The following is an 18,471-nucleotide window of genomic DNA, read 5'->3' as shown; positions in this document are numbered from 1 at the left end:
TATGCATTGTGAATTTGTTCTACTATAGTTTCAAATTTTAACATTTATGTTAAAGTCCCCTTATATATCTAAGCCCGAAAGAGTCCACTCATACTTCTAAGCCTGAAAGCATACCTGTAACCTGTTTATTCTCTATTTTCCTCACTTTCGGTGGTTTTAATTCACTATATCTGCAAACCAGCTCAATACAGAAAATTCCCAGTCAGGTTCCACACCACGAAAGAAGAAAGATCCGAAAAGACAGTGTCCGTGCTCCTTTTCTTACACTACTTTAACAGGTGCCATCTCTGGTTTTAAATCACTGAAATCTCGTAGTCGCGAGAAAACTGAAGAAACGGAAAAGATTTAACGCTATAAATCAGTTCGCCTGCGCGGGCGAAAAACAGCATTACTTTCCCAATTATCCATCCCCAGCGAGTAAAAAATAGTTTCTCTTACCCATAGTTACCCCTCTTGAGCTCGCTTCAGTATCTTTAATTATAAATTAACCCTCTTGAGCGAACGAGGTGAGCGAAAAGGGCAGCACATTGCCTATTTTTAGAGCACAGTTCGGACCGTCCTCCTGAGACGGGATCGGGAGCTTCAGAACATCCGGACCTGCATGCCGAGTCCTTTAGTGATAGCCCTCTCATAAACAAGGTGTGCGCTTGCAACGTCCTGAATTGCAAGGCCTGTTGAGTCGAAGATCGTAATTTCCTCATCACTTGTCCTGCCCGGTTTCAGGCCGGCGATCACTTCGCCGAGCTGGGCATGGATATCGTTTTCCGAAATGTAGTGCTTTGAGAGAGGAACGTTTACTTCTCCGGAATGGAGCGCCTGGACCATATCGTCCACAATTACCTTGGACCGAAGTAAAAGTTCGGGGTCAAGTTCTTCTTTTCCTATCGCATCCGCCCCGATTGCATTTATGTGAGTGCCCTCTTTGATCCACTGAGCCTTTACGATAGGTTTTCTGGTCGGAGTGGTCGTGACCAGGATATCACAATTGCAGACCTTCTCAATGCTGTCTTCATAACGGATTTCACAGGGAGTAATATCTGACATTTCCCGGATAAACTGTTCAGAACTTTCTTTTGTCCTGGAAGTGATTCTTACCAGTTCGGGTTCAAAAACATCGCAGAGAGCTTCGATCTGGGTCTTTGCCTGGTTTCCGGCCCCGACCAGGCCTATAACCTTCGAATCCTTTCTTGCCAGATATTTTGCGGCAATCCCCCCTGCGGCTCCGGTCCGGATATCGGTCAGATAGGTTCCGTCCATAACTGCTACCGGAGCGCCTGTTTCCGGAGAAATAAGGACAATAAGCGCCATTACCGTAGGAAGCCCACGATCCGGATTTCCGGGGTGGACGTTTACAATTTTCACGCCAGTAATATTTTCTTCTTCAAGATATGCAGGCATTGTCCGCAGGTCCCCGTTATAGGCCGTATAATAGAGGTACGATTTGGGAGGCATCTGGACCCTGCCAAGCCCGTGCTGCCTGAAAGCTCTTTCCACTACCTGCATATCAGAACTCATATCCATAACACTTTTTACTTCTTCCTGAGCCAGCCATAATACTTCCATAGTATAACCCTCCAGCCGGAACCGTGAGTTGGCTCACAGCTGAAAATCAAGATAAAATTGAACAGAACCGAAACAAAAACCAAAGAGGCAAACCGACGGCCTGAGATCACACATTATTATTTTTATTTGTGCAGATATGTATATATAACATATATCTTCACTCATTTAAAGAACTCCCTTCCTAAAAGGAGACAACCGTTAATGAGAGATCTGCATGAAAGTTCAGCTGATTTTTCCGATCCCTGCCTGAAAGAAGAACGGCTCAGAAAAAAATTACTCAAGCCTGCGCGGGATATCCGGAGCATACTCCGATGGGGTTATCCCAAGTTTTCGACTATCCGTTTCGTGGCTGACCATTTCCAGCTCAGCCTGGAAGAACGACAGATACTCACAAGGGTGGTTATGCCCCCGGACAGGATAGTTTCCAGGATCAATAAAAAAATTGCCTGCAACGGCATAAAAGATAGGAAGCTTCTCCTTGATGGGTACAATGTTCTTCTCAGTATGGACAGCCTGCTAAAAAAAGAACCTATGTGGTTCTGTGACGATGGCTACATAAGAGATACCCGCTACTATTTCAGCAAGGCAAAACAGGCCGAAGATATCGAAGAAGCCCTCAATGCAGTCCTCAAGTTTCTTTCCGAAGCAGGTCCGAACTCAGTCATTTTTCTTTTTGACGCCCAGATAAGCCGGAGTGGGGAGCTTGCAGGTTTCATCCGTTACAAACTGAAAGAATACGGAATTTCAGGCGAGGCAAAAACCTCAAAAATCGCGGATTTCGAGCTGAAAACCGAGGGAGGAAATCCGGAAAAGAATCTGATTGTGGCAACTTCCGACGGAATTATTATAGATTCGGTCCTGGAGGTACTCGATATCCCTGCCTGCTTGATGGAAAAAATGGGAATTGAACCGGTGAGGTTGTATTGACCGGTTACCAGGCACTTCGTTTAAATAACTCAGCCTGCCTGTAAATTTCTTCGGCGTCTGCGTACTGCCCTTTTTCTTTTAGCAAATCCGCATACCCGTGCAGGGTTCCGAAATGCCCGGGGTCAAGCTCAAGGGCTTTTTTATACTGGACTTCAGCTTCGTGCCTGTGTCCGAATCTTGCAAGCAGCCTGGCGTACTCGCAATGAGCCTCAACATCTTCAGGATTCAGTTTAAGAGCATACCTGAAGTGTACCCTTGCCCCATGAATAAACCCGTGTTCTGCAAGCAACCGGGCATAGAAAAGATGCGGGCGTGGATTTTCAGGGTCAGCTTTGAGGGCTACTATGTAATGTTTTTCAGCATCAAGGGGTTCTCCCTTTTCTTCAAGGAGACGGGCATAGCGGAAATTGGATTCCACATGGCCAGGTTCAAGCTCAAGAGCTCGAGTATAATGGTAGCTTGCTTCAGTTATTTCCCCGCGTTTAGAAAGCAGAATCCCGTACCCGCAATGAGCGCTCACATTCTCCCGGTCAAGAAGCAAGGCTCTGCTGTACATTTCTTCGGCTTCGTCAGTTTTTTTGAGCCTGTAAAGCAGGCAACCGTAGCTGCAAAGCGTTTCTACGTGGAAAGGATTAAGTTCCAGGGCCTTTTCGTACTGAACTCGTGCAGCATCGGTTTCCTCCTTCCTCGCCAGAACTGTCCCGTATGCGCAAAGCACTTCGATATTTTCAGGATCCTCTTTGAGAATTTCTTTGAATTCCCGTACAGCAAGTTCATCAAGTCCCAGCAGAAAAGCCGTTTTTCCCGCCTCCATAAGCGTATCTTCCCGGGCTTTTCCTGAGAATAGCGAGGCACAAGCTCTGGAAATTACGTATTTTTCCCTGTACATCGAGTCTTTACCAAAAATAGATGAAAGTTTCAGCAGGATTTCCTGGGAAAGCGCATGCTCAGTTGAGAAGAAAATGACAAACTCAATGACCTTATCGAGGTCAGAATTAGCGGCTGCAACCTCTTCGATTACATGAAAAACCAGCTTGTCTACAGCATCAATCTCCATGCCTAAAAACCTCCTGAAATTTACCTCTAAAGAGACTTTACTCGGCTGGATATAAATAGTTGGCTGTATAACTGTAGTAATATAAAACATAAATAGTTGACTTTGTAAGATCTCGAAAAATAATCAATTAACCAGAACTCAGAAAAATCGAGAAACCGGAAAGAGAGGATTAGATGGACTATTCCTCCCTGAATCTTCACCTGAAGGCTCTCTATTTAATTCAATTCCTGCTCACATGAAACTGACCTTATCCGGATCCTTTGTCTCTTCCTTCCTTTCCCATACGAGCAACTTCTTCCCAACTATTCAAACCCTGCTTACATGCAAACTGTATCGCGTCTCTACATCGTATGTACCTTTAAGTTCCTCTTCAGTCAGTATTCCCTTTTCTATCAATCTGCTTAGAGTTCTCCTGTCAACCGATTCGACTATGTCCCAGAGATCCTTCTTCATAAGATAGGATTTTAATCTGTTTACGCGCCAGAGTTTCCATTCAACCTTCTGCCGCTTGAGTTCCACATTTCCTATTCTCAGTATATCGATATCTTTTTCCGTCAGGGTATTGAGAATACGATTTCTCAACTCCTCTCTGCGCTTTTCCAGAACTGAAATTGCAGAGACAACATCATCGTATTCAAGCACAACATCTGTAAGATCCATATCCTCAGGATCCTGCTCATTGATATCAAGTTCCACTATTCTGCCCCCCTTGTATATCCCGGATAAAAACTTTCATAATTCAATTTAGTTAACTGGATTTTGAATTTACTGGATTTTGAATTTACTGGGTTTTAGTTTACTGGGTTTTTAATTGACCGGACTTTTAATTCATTGATTCCTGGCTGTCTGGACTTCTAATTGCCTGGATTTTAAGCTTATTTAATACTTGATTTTAGACTTTGGCATTTATAAGCCTGCCTTCACAAACGAAAATTGAGAACCTGATGGCATATGCGAGTGCTGAAAAAATTTCTCTTTGAGGCTTGGAAAATGTTTATCGCATAAAAATTCCCTCTCGTATATAACAGAACGATTCAGATTGGCTTCCCTAGAAAAGAGTATAAAAGTATTTCCAGATAGGCCTCCCTGAGAGGCCCTTGAAGAGAGGTGATCCCGTGGTATCAGGAAAGGTTTCCAGTAAAATTGCCGCAAAAGAAGAACTTCTTCTCCTTCTCCCGGAAATAAACCGTATGTTTGAGTCGGAACCTGCCGTGCTTCGAATTGATTCCGAGCAGATAATGATTGTTGGGGATATTCACGGGGATTTGCAGGCCCTCGAATTCTTAATAGAAAGAAGGGAAGAAATAAATTGTAAAAATCTTCTTTTTCTCGGGGATTATGTGGACAGAGGACCGCAAGGTACCGAAGTTCTTATAAGGCTTTTCCGGTTGAAGCTTGAAGACCCTGAGCATATAGTCCTTCTCAGGGGGAATCACGAAACTGTGGATATGAATCTCTACTACGGTTTTTTTGAGGAAATAGGTTCAGATCAGGAATTTCTCCTGAGGGTCAGCCGGACATATGATAAAATGCCGATAGCAGCTATACTTTCGGGGCACACGTTCTGCGTACATGGCGGGATTAACGGAACAGGCAGGATTGATAATATCAGGAAGGAAGACGCTTTTCCCTATCTCTGGAATGATCCTTCGGAACGTCCCGGACTCACCGGTTCGACCAGAGGTTCGACTGTAAAGGAATTCGGGCCAGATATTGTAGACGGTTTTTTAAAGACAAATAATCTGAAAAGAATAGTAAGAGGTCATACAGCCCTTGAGGAAGGGTATAAGTGGTGGTTTGGCGGGAAACTGCTCTCCCTCTTTTCCTGCCCGGACTATGTCGGACTCGGGAATGCGGCGGCTTTTGCCCTATTTGAAAAAGAAGAGATAAAACTATTTGTTTTCGGGAATTAGAAGGAATAAGAGAAGCTCAATGTAAGAGAAAGTTTACGTCTCCTAAATTGTTACTTTTCTGAAGATTCTACCGATAATAGGTTCCGAATATCTGGATTCGTATTCTGAGGATTAATCAAAAGTAAAAAGAAAATGCCGGGTTGGATGTTACTTTGATAGGGAAATGGGGTAGGGAAACTTAATACAAAGTTCCGAACTTATGTTTAATCCAGGATGATCCAGGTTTCTGTCATTTTGCTTCCTATATCCGGGTCAAGCTGCATGGCCTTCATGTACTCTTTTTTGGCTTCGTCAAAGCGCCCCATCTTCCTCATAAGAAGGCCGTAGCTGTAGTGAAGGGGAGGATAATACGGATTCAGGACAAGTGCCTTCCTGTATTCGTCTTCGGCTTCGGATAAGCGCCCGATCTCCGAAAGAAGGTTCCCATAGCTGTAATGTCCTTCGGCACTCTCCGGGTCCAGACTGAGTGCTTTTTTGTACTCCATTTCAGCTTCGTACCGCCTTCCAAAGCGGGCCAGGAGATTTGCATAGTTGGAATGAACTTTGGCATCGTTTTGATCAAGGGCAAGAGCTTCCATGTACTGCGCTTCGGCTTCCGAGACCCTGCCTTCTCTTGCAAGGAGGTTCCCATAGTTAAAAAGAGTCCGCCTGTGTCTGGGGTTAAGAGAGAGAGCTGTTCTGTACTCTATTTCGGCTTCTGAAGAACGTCCTAAAAAAGAAAGTAAAACTCCGCAGTTGTGATGTAGGCTTGGATCTTCAGGGTCCAGTTCTATTGCTAGCCTGTATTCCTTTTCCGCATCCCTCAGTCTTCCCAGCTCAAAAAGCAGGTTTGCGTACCCACCTCTGGCAGGAACATAGTCAGGATCAACCGCAAGCGCCCTTGAGTAGTATTCTTCGGCTTCCCTTACATATCCGTACTCGGTCAGGAGGTAAGCATACCCTGCACTTGCTTTTACATGCTCTGGAGAAGTTTCAAGTACCGCTTTATACTCCTTCTCAGCGTCTTCGGTTTTCCCGGATTCTAAAAGAAGTTCGGCATAGGCACACCTTACATCTCCGCACTCTGGATTTTCTTTTAGAACCTCAAGATAGCTTGCTTCCGCTTCAAGGTAAAAGCCCAGAACGTGCGCCGCAGTGCCCAGCGCAAAACAGGCATCCTCACGGAGTTTTCCGGAGGCCCTTATGAAACAGGCTTTTGCGAAAACATATTCTTCCATAACCATTTTCTGCTGCTTGCAGGCATTGGAAAGGTCAAGCAAGGTATTGGGGGAAAAGGATTTTTCTTCCGCAAGTTCCAGAACAAAATCAACTGCAGAGCACAGCTTTTTCTGGTCGGATCCGATCGTTCCAATAACATTATATACAAAGTCGTCAATTGCATCGAAGTCCATATATCCGGCACCTCAGAAAAGTAAATGCTATTTTTTAGGGGATAAGTGAAACTACTATCAGTGTTAACATCCGGACTATATTTTACATTTGATAGAATATATTAGTGCGTGAGTAGTGCGTAGGGTTTCGGGTATAATATTATTTTATTTAATAGTGCGTTATACTACGAACATAATATTATAGCTATCATATAACAGACTATCCCTTTGTATCGCTAAATAAAACAGTTGCCTGCTTAAAGCAATAGCACTTTCCTGACAGAACGTGCTTTGCAGGAGAAAAGTAGTCCTGTTAAAACAGGAAAAGCAGGAAAAATAAATATGTATCTATAAAAACGTAATGACTATTGTCTCCAACTGGAAAGAAAGGGCCAGCAGGTAAATTGAAAAGAAAAAGGGTAAACCACCCCAAGGCAAGAGTAAATAGATAACTGGGAGTATATAACCTCAGAAAGGTAGATTCAAAATCGTTGCAGACAAGCGCATCAGTTCCGGATACGGATCAGTTCTATCTGTATCAGTTGGGCTTATCAATTAACATGTATCGATTAACCTGTCAATTAACTATGTCAACCAGTTTGTGTCAGTTAATCTATTTTAGTTAATCTGCGTCAATAAATCTGTGTCAATTAATATTTGCGTCAGTTTTCTTTCTCTTCTTTGTTTACGGTTTTATGGCTCTGTCCTGAACTTAATGATAATCCTGAAACGAGACCGATAGCTGCACCCATAGACATGCCGAGGATATAACCTGTGGTCTGAGAACCCAGTGCGGGACCGAGAACAAAATTTCCAAAGAGAATTCCAAGGGCTGCACCTGCTCCGATTCCCGGCGCCATCCATCTCCCACGAGGCTGCTCTGTTTTAGTGCCTTTTACTCCATTTTTCGTACTTTTTGTTTCTTTCATGCTTTTCTTCCATTATGGTCTGTCTTTGCCTTTTTCCTGCTGGCGTTGTGAGTTTAGTTTAGTTGCTGGCGTTGTGAATTATGCCATTACCGGTATTGTGAATCTCGTTTCGGGCCCGGTGTAAAACTTAACATTAGATACTAAGTGTTGATACTCAGTATTATACTCATACAGACTCATACGTTTATTTATAAATCTCTCAGCGAATAGAGTTCTTTGAGAAAATAGCCCAAAAGAAAATATATAAGAAGGGCAGTAGCTCCTCACTGTAAAATCTAGAATTGATATTTAAACTATTGTTAAGATATATTGAGAATTGTTAATAAGTACAATCAGTACAAATAAATATCCAGAATTTTGAAAATGATCAACATGTTTTTTAAACTCTTCTCCGTTTTCCTGATTATCCCCATTATTGAGCTTTATCTGCTCATCAAGATAGGGGGAATGATCGGGGCTTTAAATACCGTGCTTGTTATCCTGCTAACTGCAAGCCTGGGCGCTTACCTGGCAAAATCTCAGGGTTTCCGTGTGCTCCGTGAGATTCAGGAGGCAACCGGCAGGGGATATATGCCCGGAAACGAGCTCCTGCACGGGCTCTTCGTGCTAATTGGCAGCTTTGCCCTTCTAACTCCGGGTTTCCTGTCCGATATAATAGGGCTCTCCATGCTCGTACCCCAGATAAGGGAGATCTATGTGGGAATAGCAAAAGGGATTATAAGAAAAAAGATACAGAACGGTCAGTGGCAGATGAGAATGTACACGGATTTCCGATAACCTGGAAAAAGGCCATTAAGAATAAAAAGGCCATTAAGAATATAGAGATTAAAGTGTAAATATCTACGGCCGAAGCTATAATAACAATTGTTTAAGGTAAGCCATTTACCGCTTAAGATATAAGTCCGAAAACGTAAAGCAGCAGAGGGACCAGGAAAACCGTAATCAAGCCTGCAATCCCTATTGCAAGCCCGCTCATCGCCCCTTCGGTTTCTCCAAGTTCTATTGCCCTGGTTGTTCCAAGCGCATGAGATGCAGTGCCGATTGCAATGCCGACTGCAACTTTATCTTTTATCCGGAAACAGCGGCAGATATATGGGCCAAGGACAGCCCCTGCGATTCCGGTAAACACGATTGCGGCTACTGTTATTGCAGGCAGGCCACCTATCTGTTTTGAAATCTCGATTCCGATGGGAGTGGTTACGGATTTTGGGGCAAGAGATCTGCTTATGACCTCATCAAGCCCTAAAAGGCTGGAAAGGGCAATAATACTTGAGATACCGGCTATACAGCCTGCAATTATCCCCACAAGGATAGGAAGAGCATTACTTTTCAATAACCGGATTTTCCGGTATAAAGGCACAGCAAGAACCACGGTTGCAGGCCCGAGGAAGAAGGAGATGTAATCGCCTCCGAGATTGTAAATCTCAAAATCGATTCCGAAATAGAGGAGGAAAACAATTACGAGTACTGAGGCCACAAGCAGGGGGTTAAGGATAGAAAGCCGGGTCTTCTTATACAAGAGTGTGCCTATCTGGAAGGCTATTAAGGAGAGTAAAATTCCAAACAGGGGCGTATTAAGAAATTCATTAAAAAAATCTATCCGCAACTTCAGCTCACCTCTTCTGCTCCGTTTTCGCAGCCAATTATTCTTTTTGCATTCGTCCCGGATCTGCTTTCCTTGCCCTCATTGCCTTCATTGCTTTTATTTCCCACACAGCCGGCGGCCTTTGCCGGTTTTCTCCCTAGGAATCTTTTAACGAGTTCCACTGTAAGCCCTGTCACACCAAGGGTTATAACGGTCGAAATCAGGGAAACCACAAGAATCGCAGTCCATTTTCCTTCAAGCAGGGCAAAACAGGTTATGAGGCTGATGCCTGCGGGAAGAAAGAAAAAAGCCAGGTTCTCAAGCAAAAGTTCGCTTATTTTGCCTATCATGTTGAGTTTGATTATGCCTGTATACAGGCCGAAGAAAAGGATGAGCATTCCTATGACATTGCCCGGAATTGGCAGCCCTGAGACTTTCTGTATCAGCTCGCCCAGGAAATATATGCTCAGAATAATTGAGAATTGTTTTAGCAAGGTTTGTTTTTCCCTCCACCTGATTGGAATGGCACTACAAATTCCCATATATCTAATTTTCGGTTTACCAGAATTAGTTCGTGTTTTCCGTCTTCGAAAAAAAGAAGCCCACCTGTTATTTAAAAGGGTGGAAAAATACAGTAAAAGCAGAATACTGGCCGATCCGTTAATCGCAATTATTTGCCTCATCATCACTACTGGTCTGACCGGTCTTCGGGCTCCCCGTCGGGACCAGCCACATCCTTCAAGCGCTCTTTTGCTATATCTTCAGCGTCGGCGAGAACCTCTATCCGGTATCCCTTTCCGGACAAGAATTCAATCCGTTCACCCGCGAGTACTCCCTGGACCTCGAATGAACCGTCAGCAAGCTGCTTTGCCGTCTGGCCAAAGACGTCAAGATCGTACAGGCGTTGAAGGTCACGCAGCCGATCCCACGTATCGGTGCGAATTCTTACAATATAATAACCCACGCAAATCAGTCCTTCCCTCAGGGATAATTATCCTGGGAATAAACGCCGATAACATTCCTGCTTACGTCCCGGCTGCGGCCCAGCAAAGTTCACTCATGGCAGCACAAATCTCCTGGATGATATTATTCATTTCACTGAAGGGAGGAACGAATTCCTCACCGAACTCGATTGTATAAGCATAAACTTTCCTGTTAAGCCCGTTTACGATATGGCGGCTAAAAACATAATCATCTGATGTCGCTGATGTCGGATAAAGCCCGACAGACTGTTGAACGGTGTAGTTCTTGCCACGTACGGCCGCAAGCGCGCTATTCATATGATCGGCAAGCTTTACAATCGTTTCCTTATCCTGAGCGGGTATGAACTCTCCGTAAAGCGTATCATTCAGACTTCCGCGCTTTCCATTATATGCAGGATTCAAAAAGTTTTGTCCGGGATCGGTAGTCTGGTTATTATCGTCTCCCCAATTATACAGTATAAGTCCGCCGTAGCTGTGTATATCCACAAAGTAACCAATGTTCGGATAAGTGTCGAAGAGATACTTAACATTACGGGATTCAGGCTCGGAAAATGCACTTTGGCCTTTATAAGTAAAACTCGACGGACTGGAAGAGGTACCAATCTCACTGGCCCACAGGAAATCGAAATTCCGGTTTAAGTCCACACCCGGAGAAGAAGCCCCGACAGCGGTGTTTGGGTTGCGGTTCTTGCGCCACCAGAAACCCTGGGAGCTACCGGAATTCGGGTTATAGGTCTGGCTGTAGTGTTTACCATCCGGATTCACATCAGGGAAGACAAACACATCAAGATTTTCAAGAATAGTGCGGACCTGGGCTGCAGGGAAACTCTTCCCTCCATAGGTTAGCGCGCTGCTGGAACGGTAAGCATTTATGAGATTGACAAGAAAATTTATGCAGATATCCGAACCGCCCCACTCCCGCGCATGCATACTGCCAGTGAAGAGTACACCAGCCCGATCCATATTCGTTCCCGCACGGACACGTACAGCATGAGAGACCCTATTCTCCCAGGTACGGTTCGGGAGTTCGATGAGAGTTACGAGATCGGGGTGCAGAGCCTGAAGATTAACAAGTGCAGACTCAACCTCGTCTGCTGTCATGTAGCCCAGTACCGCACGCTTTTCAAATCCCGAGAGCCCGGCCACTTCAGCAAAGCGGTTGACATGCGATACTTCCTGAACCCGTTCCTCAGCTACCAGGGACAGATCGGAAACGATCTCCAGGGTATAGCCTGCCGCCTCAACCTGCCGAACCTGTTCCTCCGTTAAAATACCCGGAACCATGAAGCGATCAACAGCCAGTTGTCGTGCAGCACGAGACTTTAAATCGAGCTCGAATTTATCCAGCGCCCTCAACTCTTCAAGAGTTTTAGCGGTGATTTGAACCGAATAGATTGCCGTTTAAAATACCCCCTCTATCATAATTTTCCGTATCCTGGCCGATGCCCGGGAGAAATTTCGATTGGCATTGGGGATGAGCGCGCCAGAACCTTCAACAAGCGGTAATCCGGTAAGTTCCCCCAAATTTCGCATAGTCCTTAGAGAATCGACTACTATAAGCCAGCCCTTCAGAGAGATAGTTTTAGATCTTATGCCCGGTGCCCCACTATTACCGGGTGCCATATTGCCTGGCGCTTGACTCAGATCTGTATTCGTAGATATACTGATTATTATATAAAATTGACTTGTGTACAGTATCAGCAGTAATCTCAGATTATCATAATCCAAAAATAGTTAGAGGATCAAAAACCATTTCCATTGAAAAGCTAAGGTTTCCGGGTGGGAAATAAACTATCCTGAAGGTCTCGTAATCAGAAAATTCCGGAAAGCGAAATATACAATAAATTCATATTGCGCAAACCCCTATTTTCATAGGGGGTTCTGATGGGAGAAAAGCGCTTTGTTTACATGGACCACGCAGCCACTACCTTCACAAAACCTGAAGTAGTTGAAGCTATGCTGCCTTTTTTAAAAGAACATTTCGGAAACCCTTCTTCTCTGTATTCAATAGGGAGAGAAGGTAAGGAAGCAGTGGAAACCGCCCGTGAGCAGCTTGCTAAGGCTCTGGGGGCTGATCCTGAAGAAATATATTTCACATCAGGAGGAACCGAGTCCGATAACTGGGCTATCAAGGGAACGGCTTTTGCCAGACGAAAGAAAGGAAAACACATTATCACCACGCCAATTGAACATCATGCCGTGCTCTACCCCTGTAAGTATCTGGAAACACAGGGTTTTGATGTAACGTACCTGCCTGTAGACAGATCCGGGCTTGTAGACCCTGCAGAAGTCGAAGCTGCAATCAGGGAAGATACTATCCTGATCTCGGTGATGTATGCGAATAATGAGATCGGGACAATAGAGCCGATTCCTGAAATAGGTAAGATCGCAAGAGAGCATGAGATTCCTTTTCATACCGATGCTGTTCAGGTAATAGGTAAAATCCCCCTTGAGATGAAAAAGAAAGACAGGGATGTAGACATGCTTTCCCTTTCCGCTCATAAGTTCTACGGGCCCAAGGGAATCGGAGCGCTCTATCTGCGAGAGGGGACAGAAATCGACAATTACATGCACGGAGGCGGCCAGGAGCGTAAAAAGCGAGCTGGAACCGAGAATGTTGCAGGTATTGTAGGAATGGGAAAGGCAATAGAACTTGCAACAGCAAAGCTTGAGGAACACAGCGGAAAGATGAGAAAAATGAGAAACCGGCTCCTTGCCGGAGTCCTGGAAATCCCCAGTTGCAGGTTGAACGGGCATCCGGAAAAGCGCCTTCCGGACAACCTGAATTTCAGTTTTGAATACATTGAAGGCGAGTCCCTGCTTCTCATGCTTGATGAGATGGGGGTCTGCTGTTCTACAGGGAGTGCCTGCTCCTCAGGTTCGCTTGATCCCTCGCACGTGCTCAGGGCAATCGGGCTGCCTCCTGAAATAGCTCAGGGCACTCTTCGCCTGACCCTCGGGGACGAGAATTCCGGCGAAGATATTGATTATGTACTCGAAGTCTTGCCTGAAATCGTCGAAAAGCTGAGGGCAATATCTCCTTTCTATAAGCCCGAAAATATATGTGAGAAATAAATAAGAAACGTATAAGATAATAAGAACGGGGGAATTTTGTGTATAATAAAAAAGTTATGGACCACTTCATGAACCCTAGAAACGTAGGGGAAATTGAGGATGCGGACGGTGTTGGAGAAGCAGGAAACCCACATGGGGACCATATGAAGGTCTTCCTGAAAATCCGGGACGACCGGGTTGAAGACGTGAAGTTCAAGACTTTCGGTTGTGCGGCAGCAATTGCGTCCAGCAGCATGGCGACTGAAATGATAAAAGGTAAGACCCTTGAAGAGGCCTGGAACCTGACAAACGAGGCCGTCGCTGAAGCTCTCGAAGGCCTGCCTCCAGGCAAACTGGAGTGTTCAGTCGTTTCCAGGGAAGCTATCCACAGAGCAATCAATGAATACCGAAAAAAGCAGGGACTTGAAGCGCTTCCGGAGCAGACCTGATCGAAGGGGAATGAAAACAAACTCTAGTCCCCATAATCACTGGAAAGCCGGTTCCCTTATGAGAACCCGCACAATGATACCAGAAAAGTCTTTGAGTGTTTGATGGATTCCGCATCTCCTGTAATTATCGTAAACTTGATCTGGTATTCTCCCGATGATACTCCATGAAAAAAGTAGGGATTATAATCACTGACCCGGAAGACTGGACAGCCAGGGCACTTACTGAAGCAGCAAGAAAAAAAGGCTTTTCTCCTTTTGTTCTGGACCTCAGGGCTGCAGAGGTCAGCATGAACTCGGCAACTGGCGAATCGGTTGCTAAGAAATCAACGGCTGTCTTTAAAGTGGGAGATACAGAACTCTGTGATCTTGATGCGATAATTGTAAGGGATGCAGGTGCAGGGGCTTTCGAAGGCGTGTCTTTCAGGTTTGACATACTGCGGGAACTGGAAACCGAAGGAATCCCTGTTGTTAATTCCCCTGAAGCGATCCGGAATGCCGCAAATAAATACCATGCTTCCTATCTTCTAGCAAAAGCCGGACTTCCTGTACCCGAAACCGTGGCAGTACAGAGTGTAGATGCGGCCCTGAAGGTACTTTCAAGGTTCGAAGACGCCGTCATAAAGCCCGTGTTCGGGTATAAAGGAAAGGATATTGCAAGAGTAGAGAATGGGAAAGTCAGGTTTTCGGATAGGAAAGTAGAGACCTCATCCCTCGAAACAACTCTCAGTAAACTGCTTGAAGAGAGAGGTGTGCTGTATATTCAGGAATTTATCGAAAATCCGGGAAGAGATATTCGAGCCTTTGTCGTTGGCGGGACGGCTATAGGAGCCATTTACCGCAAAGCAGCATCCGGTTCCTGGGTCAACAACCTGAGCCAGGGAGGAAACGCAGACCGGTGTGTGCTTACGGAAGAACAGAAAGAAATTGCTGAAAAGGCTGCACTGGCAGCAGGCACAACTTTTGCAGGTGTTGATATTATAGAAGGTTTGACTGACAAACCTGGTAAAGAAATTAATGTCCACCCCAGCCAGACCGAAGGGAAACCTAAAATTCTTGAGGTCAACGGAACACCATCAGGAAAAGGTATTTTTGACGCATGGGGAATAAATCCTGCAGAGTACATTATAGAATACATAGAAAACATTTTCTGAAAGAGTTATAAATGATATCAACCATAATATCATTTATAACATCAAATCCTTCAAGAAAAAGTTAAGAAAAAGTTTAAAATTTTAAAAAAAGAGTTTCAAGTTTTAATATTTACTTTGAGGCCGGACCGATCATAAAATGAATGAGTGGAAAGTGAATGCAAAAACCGATATATAAAGCAGATTTGGATACCTTCACCAAAAACATTTAAGAAATAGACGGACCTTGAATAAGCCCGAGGCAAAGGATGAGTGAATATAAACAGTGTATAGTTACCAGGGACGATCTGAAGCTTTCCAAAGGTAAGTTTGCAGTACAGGTAGCTCATGCTGCCGTTTCTGCTGCCGAATGGGCAAGTAAAAGTGATCTTGAAAAGTGGAAGGAAGGCGGGCAGAAAAAAGTTGTCCTGAAAGTCCCTACCCTTAAAGACCTTTACGAGCTTAAGGAAAAAGCAAGAAGGGAAGGACTCCCTACTGCCCTTATACAGGATGCGGGGCTTACGGAAATTCCGGCTGGAACAGTCACAGTCCTCGGAATAGGGCCGGCAAAGGAAGAGCTTATAGATAAAATTACGCGGGACCTTAAACTTGTTTAAGTGCCGGGAACCTGAAAATCAGGTTTGGAGAAACTGCACTAAAATTAAACCGAGCAAAGGCTATCTGTACGATAACGTCTCCTATCAAGAGAGAGGTTCTGCCTGCATTTGATTCAGGAGGGCATTATGAGGGATTCAGGGGTTTCAGGAAAAGAGGCGGCCTCAATAACTGTTGTTTTATTCGTGTGCCTTGTACTCGCCACACTTACCGGGGTACTGTATTCAGATTCGATTGAGAATTTCAGGGATGAGGTAGCAGGTTATATCGCCTCAGGGCTGGAACCGGGAAGCCAGGAAAGTGTTTTTACGCCTGAACCGACTTTATTTACTTCCCCGGCAATACCCACATATTCCCCCAGGAAAAGTGAACTCACCCCTATCCTGAGAACTCCGTTGCAGCCTGGTTTCTCCCTGACCAGCAATTACCAGGCTTCAGAGTTTTTCCAGGGAGGAATAGGCTATATGAGAATCAGCATAAAAAACGAAGGGAGAAACCCGATTTTTATTGACAGGTACGGGGTTTCGGTTAATGCCTCTGAAAGCCGGATTTATTCCGAGGACTGCGGAGCTTTGATTTCGCCCGGTGAAGAGCAGAATCTCGGAGTAATCACAGTTCAGATCCCTGAAGAAGAAAAAGCCAGCTTCCAGATTGTCCTCTGGCTGCTTGCCTCGACCTCGGAAGGAAAATGGCACGAATACGAGCCTTATTCCCTGAAAGGCTTCCCTGTAAACCTGAAACCAATGCCAGAAAAATCGGCTCCGGTATATAGGTACAATCCTGCTTACTACTTTGAAACCATAAACCGACTTGTTGAACCAGCCGAACCTGATGTAAGGGGTAAGGCAGCCGAAGTGGCTCGCTCATATCCGGGAGCGTATAATATCTATCAGGTCTGTGCCCTCTTTGACATGGTAAAAGAGAAAATCGAATACATCAGCGACCCAAGAGGCAACGACATCTGGGAGCCTGCCAATGTTACTTTGAGAATAGGGGCCGGAGACTGTGAAGACCAGGCAATCCTTCTCTCATCCATGCTTGAGGCTGTAGGAGGCACAACCCGGGTTTACCTTACCAGCAACCATGCCTTTGCAGCGGTTTATATAGGTAACGGAACCGCTGCAACAGATGCTTCAGTCGAAGGGGTAAGGAATTATTACGGAGACGTCGATGTAAATTACCTGACCGACGAGTACGGTTCCTGGCTGATGCTCGACCCGACTTCAAGCCTGTATGCGGGTGGGCTTCCCGGAAAAACGGCCCAGGCCAGAATTAAGGCAACTGAAGGAAATGAAACATATAGAAGCTGGACCTTCGTAAACACGAGCGAAGTAAAAGCTATTGATATCAACCCCAGGTGGGCTTTATAATTTCACCAGATACTTAATAAAGGAGAGTTTTTTACCCATGCAAGTGCCGGAAATTGAAAAACAGATCGGAGTAAATCTTTACTCCACGGATACCGACGGCCTCGGAGGGCAGCTTCGTCAGGAAGTAGAGGATTTTTTCGTTAAAGAGATTACGAACCGGGAGGAAGGACAGGAAGGAAAATACCTTATTCTGGAACTCGTAAAGCGCGACTGGGATACGCATCACCTCACCCGGACCCTTGCAAAAATTCTTCAGATAAGCCAGAAACGGATCAGCGTTGCAGGCACAAAGGACAAACGTGCGCTTACCACTCAGAAAATCAGCATTTTTGACGTTGACGCCTCCGAAATTGAAAGAGTCCATCTAAAAGACGTAGAGTTGAAAGTCCTGGGCCGCTCCCGTAAATCCGTAGAACTTGGAGACCTGTGGGGAAACGATTTCATAATTACTATCAGGAATATAGCCCATTCGCCTGAGGAAACAAGCAAACTGCTCGAAAAGACCACAAACGAGATCCTGGCTCAGGGAGGAGTTCCGAACTTTTTCGGGACCCAGCGTTTCGGCTCTGTGCGCCCTGTTACGCATCTGGTGGGAAAAGCCATTGTTGAGGGAGATTTCGAAAAAGCTGCCCTGCTCTATATTGCCGAACCCTTTCCTGATGAGCCGGAAGAAACAAAACAGGTCCGCCAGTTCGTTAAGGAGACTCGCGATTTCAGGGAAGGCCTGAAAACCTATCCTCTCCGCCTTGGGCATGAAAGGGCAATGATGAACCATTTGATAGCAAACCCTGACGATTTCGCAGGCGCTTTTCTGGTGCTCCCGAAAAACCTTTACAGGATGTTTGTTCACGGCTACCAGTCCTATATATATAATACAATCCTGTGCAGACGAATCGAAAAAGGCCTTCCCTTAAACCGGGCTTTTGAAGGCGATATTGTTTGTTTCAAGAACGAGCTGGGCCTGCCCGATTCTTCAAAAACGGAGGAAGTAAAAGCCGAAACCGTAACCGCCATGAACCGTCTTATTAAAAGAAACCGGGCTTTCATAACCGCTCCCCTTCCGGGCTACAATACGGAATTTGCTTCAGGCGTTCCTGGAGAGATCGAGCAGGCGGTTCTTGAAGAACTCAAAGTCCCTCTGCAGGGTTTCAATATAGAAGAGGTTCCTGAAATGAGTTCGAAAGGTATCAGGCGGGAAATCCTCCTTCAGGTTGAACCGAAGTTTGAGGTTGGAGAAGATGAGCTGAACCCGGGAAAATCAAAAGCTGTGCTTGAGTTCATGCTGCCGAAAGGAAGTTACGCAACAACCATACTTAGGGAATACATGAAGGTAGACCCTCTGCAGATGAGCTGAGAAGCTGGGAACTCAAAAGAAGTTGAATTAAAGGAAAAAACTGGCTAATCCAGCCCCCTATTTACTTTTTCAGCCAGGAAACCTCTGACTTCCCGATATCAGCTAACTTTCTCCGATTCTTCAATTTCCTCATTTTCCTCAGTTTTGTTAGTTTTTCCAGCTTTCTTATATAATA

Annotated in this window: 19 protein-coding genes; 10 read left to right on the top strand and 9 right to left on the bottom strand. The window is 45.1% G+C overall.

Features of this window, described 5'->3' with window-relative positions; genetic code table 11:
- Positions 1-582 precede the first annotated feature (582 nt).
- Positions 583-1,563, bottom strand: coding sequence for an alanine dehydrogenase (gene ala, locus ACPK8D_RS12415; RefSeq protein WP_424718169.1), 981 nt, complete (start codon positions 1,561-1,563; stop codon positions 583-585).
- 201 nt (positions 1,564-1,764) lie between these two features.
- Here ala and ACPK8D_RS12410 point away from each other — a divergent pair, with 201 nt between their 5' ends.
- Entirely contained in the window at positions 1,765-2,490 is a 726-nt protein-coding gene (locus ACPK8D_RS12410; RefSeq protein WP_424718168.1) for a DUF434 domain-containing protein, read from the top strand.
- Positions 2,491-2,494: 4 nt separating this feature from the next.
- Here ACPK8D_RS12410 and ACPK8D_RS12405 read toward each other — a convergent pair whose 3' ends face one another.
- Together ACPK8D_RS12405 and ACPK8D_RS12400 are read right to left on the bottom strand one after the other, a co-directional pair.
- Positions 2,495-3,547, bottom strand: coding sequence for a tetratricopeptide repeat protein (locus ACPK8D_RS12405; RefSeq protein ID WP_424718167.1), 1,053 nt, complete (start codon positions 3,545-3,547; stop codon positions 2,495-2,497).
- A gap of 306 nt (positions 3,548-3,853) precedes the next feature.
- Positions 3,854-4,243, bottom strand: a complete 390-nt coding sequence (locus ACPK8D_RS12400; protein WP_424718166.1) for a hypothetical protein — start codon at positions 4,241-4,243, stop codon at positions 3,854-3,856.
- A gap of 419 nt (positions 4,244-4,662) precedes the next feature.
- Here ACPK8D_RS12400 and ACPK8D_RS12395 point away from each other — a divergent pair, with 419 nt between their 5' ends.
- The gene (locus ACPK8D_RS12395) at positions 4,663-5,460 is read left to right on the top strand and encodes a metallophosphoesterase (protein ID WP_424718165.1); all 798 of its coding nucleotides are present in this window, start codon (positions 4,663-4,665) and stop codon (positions 5,458-5,460) included.
- 203 nt (positions 5,461-5,663) lie between these two features.
- Here ACPK8D_RS12395 and ACPK8D_RS12390 read toward each other — a convergent pair whose 3' ends face one another.
- Together ACPK8D_RS12390 and ACPK8D_RS12385 are read right to left on the bottom strand one after the other, a co-directional pair.
- On the bottom strand, positions 5,664-6,851 hold the full coding sequence (locus ACPK8D_RS12390) for a tetratricopeptide repeat protein (RefSeq protein ID WP_424718164.1): 1,188 nt from the start codon (positions 6,849-6,851) through the stop codon (positions 5,664-5,666).
- Between the two features lie 641 nt (positions 6,852-7,492).
- On the bottom strand, positions 7,493-7,759 hold the full coding sequence (locus tag ACPK8D_RS12385) for a hypothetical protein (RefSeq protein WP_424718163.1): 267 nt from the start codon (positions 7,757-7,759) through the stop codon (positions 7,493-7,495).
- A 363-nt stretch (positions 7,760-8,122) separates the two neighbouring features.
- Here ACPK8D_RS12385 and ACPK8D_RS12380 point away from each other — a divergent pair, with 363 nt between their 5' ends.
- A complete protein-coding gene (locus ACPK8D_RS12380) occupies positions 8,123-8,536 on the top strand; it encodes an FxsA family protein (RefSeq protein WP_424718162.1) in 414 nt (137 codons plus the stop codon).
- A 112-nt stretch (positions 8,537-8,648) separates the two neighbouring features.
- On the opposite strand, the gene ACPK8D_RS12375 is transcribed toward ACPK8D_RS12380, so the two are convergent.
- From ACPK8D_RS12375 to ACPK8D_RS12360, 4 genes are all read right to left on the bottom strand, one after another.
- Positions 8,649-9,365 (bottom strand): LrgB family protein, encoded by a 717-nt coding sequence (locus tag ACPK8D_RS12375; RefSeq protein ID WP_424718161.1) that lies wholly within the window; start codon positions 9,363-9,365, stop codon positions 8,649-8,651.
- 2 nt (positions 9,366-9,367) lie between these two features.
- The gene (locus tag ACPK8D_RS12370; RefSeq protein ID WP_424718159.1) at positions 9,368-9,838 is read right to left on the bottom strand and encodes a CidA/LrgA family protein; all 471 of its coding nucleotides are present in this window, start codon (positions 9,836-9,838) and stop codon (positions 9,368-9,370) included.
- 194 nt (positions 9,839-10,032) lie between these two features.
- Positions 10,033-10,308 carry a hypothetical protein gene (locus ACPK8D_RS12365; protein ID WP_424718157.1) on the bottom strand — a complete coding sequence of 92 codons (276 nt, stop codon included), beginning with the start codon at positions 10,306-10,308 and terminating at the stop codon, positions 10,033-10,035.
- A 61-nt stretch (positions 10,309-10,369) separates the two neighbouring features.
- On the bottom strand, positions 10,370-11,683 hold the full coding sequence (locus ACPK8D_RS12360) for a M14 family metallopeptidase (RefSeq protein ID WP_424718156.1): 1,314 nt from the start codon (positions 11,681-11,683) through the stop codon (positions 10,370-10,372).
- A gap of 106 nt (positions 11,684-11,789) precedes the next feature.
- Between ACPK8D_RS12360 and ACPK8D_RS12355 the strand changes: the two genes are divergently transcribed.
- From ACPK8D_RS12355 to truD, 7 genes are all read left to right on the top strand, one after another.
- Entirely contained in the window at positions 11,790-11,966 is a 177-nt protein-coding gene (locus ACPK8D_RS12355) for a hypothetical protein (protein WP_424718155.1), read from the top strand.
- 245 nt (positions 11,967-12,211) lie between these two features.
- Entirely contained in the window at positions 12,212-13,402 is a 1,191-nt protein-coding gene (gene nifS, locus ACPK8D_RS12350) for a cysteine desulfurase NifS (protein WP_424718154.1), read from the top strand.
- Between the two features lie 38 nt (positions 13,403-13,440).
- Positions 13,441-13,830 carry a Fe-S cluster assembly scaffold protein NifU gene (gene nifU, locus ACPK8D_RS12345; RefSeq protein WP_424718153.1) on the top strand — a complete coding sequence of 130 codons (390 nt, stop codon included), beginning with the start codon at positions 13,441-13,443 and terminating at the stop codon, positions 13,828-13,830.
- A gap of 164 nt (positions 13,831-13,994) precedes the next feature.
- A complete protein-coding gene (mptN, locus tag ACPK8D_RS12340; protein ID WP_424718152.1) occupies positions 13,995-14,981 on the top strand; it encodes a tetrahydromethanopterin:alpha-L-glutamate ligase in 987 nt (328 codons plus the stop codon).
- 245 nt (positions 14,982-15,226) lie between these two features.
- Entirely contained in the window at positions 15,227-15,574 is a 348-nt protein-coding gene (gene pth2 / locus ACPK8D_RS12335; RefSeq protein ID WP_424718151.1) for a peptidyl-tRNA hydrolase Pth2, read from the top strand.
- 126 nt (positions 15,575-15,700) lie between these two features.
- Positions 15,701-16,942, top strand: coding sequence for a transglutaminase-like domain-containing protein (locus tag ACPK8D_RS12330; RefSeq protein WP_424718150.1), 1,242 nt, complete (start codon positions 15,701-15,703; stop codon positions 16,940-16,942).
- Between the two features lie 37 nt (positions 16,943-16,979).
- Positions 16,980-18,296: a tRNA pseudouridine(13) synthase TruD gene (gene truD, locus ACPK8D_RS12325; RefSeq protein WP_424718148.1), complete on the top strand. Its 1,317-nt coding sequence runs from the start codon at positions 16,980-16,982 to the stop codon at positions 18,294-18,296.
- The last annotated feature ends 175 nt before the right edge of the window (positions 18,297-18,471 follow it).

Origin of the sequence: Methanosarcina sp., from assembly GCF_049706645.1 — an archaeon.
Lineage (GTDB): Archaea > Halobacteriota > Methanosarcinia > Methanosarcinales > Methanosarcinaceae > Methanosarcina.
Note: the sequence above shows the minus strand (reverse complement) of the source record. Positions and strands in the feature narration are given on the sequence as shown.

What these genes read in the sequence shown, in the direction of transcription:
- pth2 (WP_424718151.1), top strand. Translation starts at nt 15,227, where the DNA reads ATGAGTGAATATAAACAGTGTATAGTTACCAGGGACGATCTGAAGCTT.
- ACPK8D_RS12330 (WP_424718150.1), top strand. Translation starts at nt 15,701, where the DNA reads ATGAGGGATTCAGGGGTTTCAGGAAAAGAGGCGGCCTCAATAACTGTT.
- truD (WP_424718148.1), top strand. Translation starts at nt 16,980, where the DNA reads ATGCAAGTGCCGGAAATTGAAAAACAGATCGGAGTAAATCTTTACTCC.
- mptN (WP_424718152.1), top strand. Translation starts at nt 13,995, where the DNA reads ATGAAAAAAGTAGGGATTATAATCACTGACCCGGAAGACTGGACAGCC.
- ACPK8D_RS12390 (WP_424718164.1), bottom strand. Translation starts at nt 6,851, where the DNA reads ATGGACTTCGATGCAATTGACGACTTTGTATATAATGTTATTGGAACG.
- ACPK8D_RS12380 (WP_424718162.1), top strand. Translation starts at nt 8,123, where the DNA reads ATGATCAACATGTTTTTTAAACTCTTCTCCGTTTTCCTGATTATCCCC.
- ACPK8D_RS12385 (WP_424718163.1), bottom strand. Translation starts at nt 7,759, where the DNA reads ATGAAAGAAACAAAAAGTACGAAAAATGGAGTAAAAGGCACTAAAACA.
- ACPK8D_RS12405 (WP_424718167.1), bottom strand. Translation starts at nt 3,547, where the DNA reads ATGGAGATTGATGCTGTAGACAAGCTGGTTTTTCATGTAATCGAAGAG.
- ala (WP_424718169.1), bottom strand. Translation starts at nt 1,563, where the DNA reads ATGGAAGTATTATGGCTGGCTCAGGAAGAAGTAAAAAGTGTTATGGAT.
- nifS (WP_424718154.1), top strand. Translation starts at nt 12,212, where the DNA reads ATGGGAGAAAAGCGCTTTGTTTACATGGACCACGCAGCCACTACCTTC.
- ACPK8D_RS12410 (WP_424718168.1), top strand. Translation starts at nt 1,765, where the DNA reads ATGAGAGATCTGCATGAAAGTTCAGCTGATTTTTCCGATCCCTGCCTG.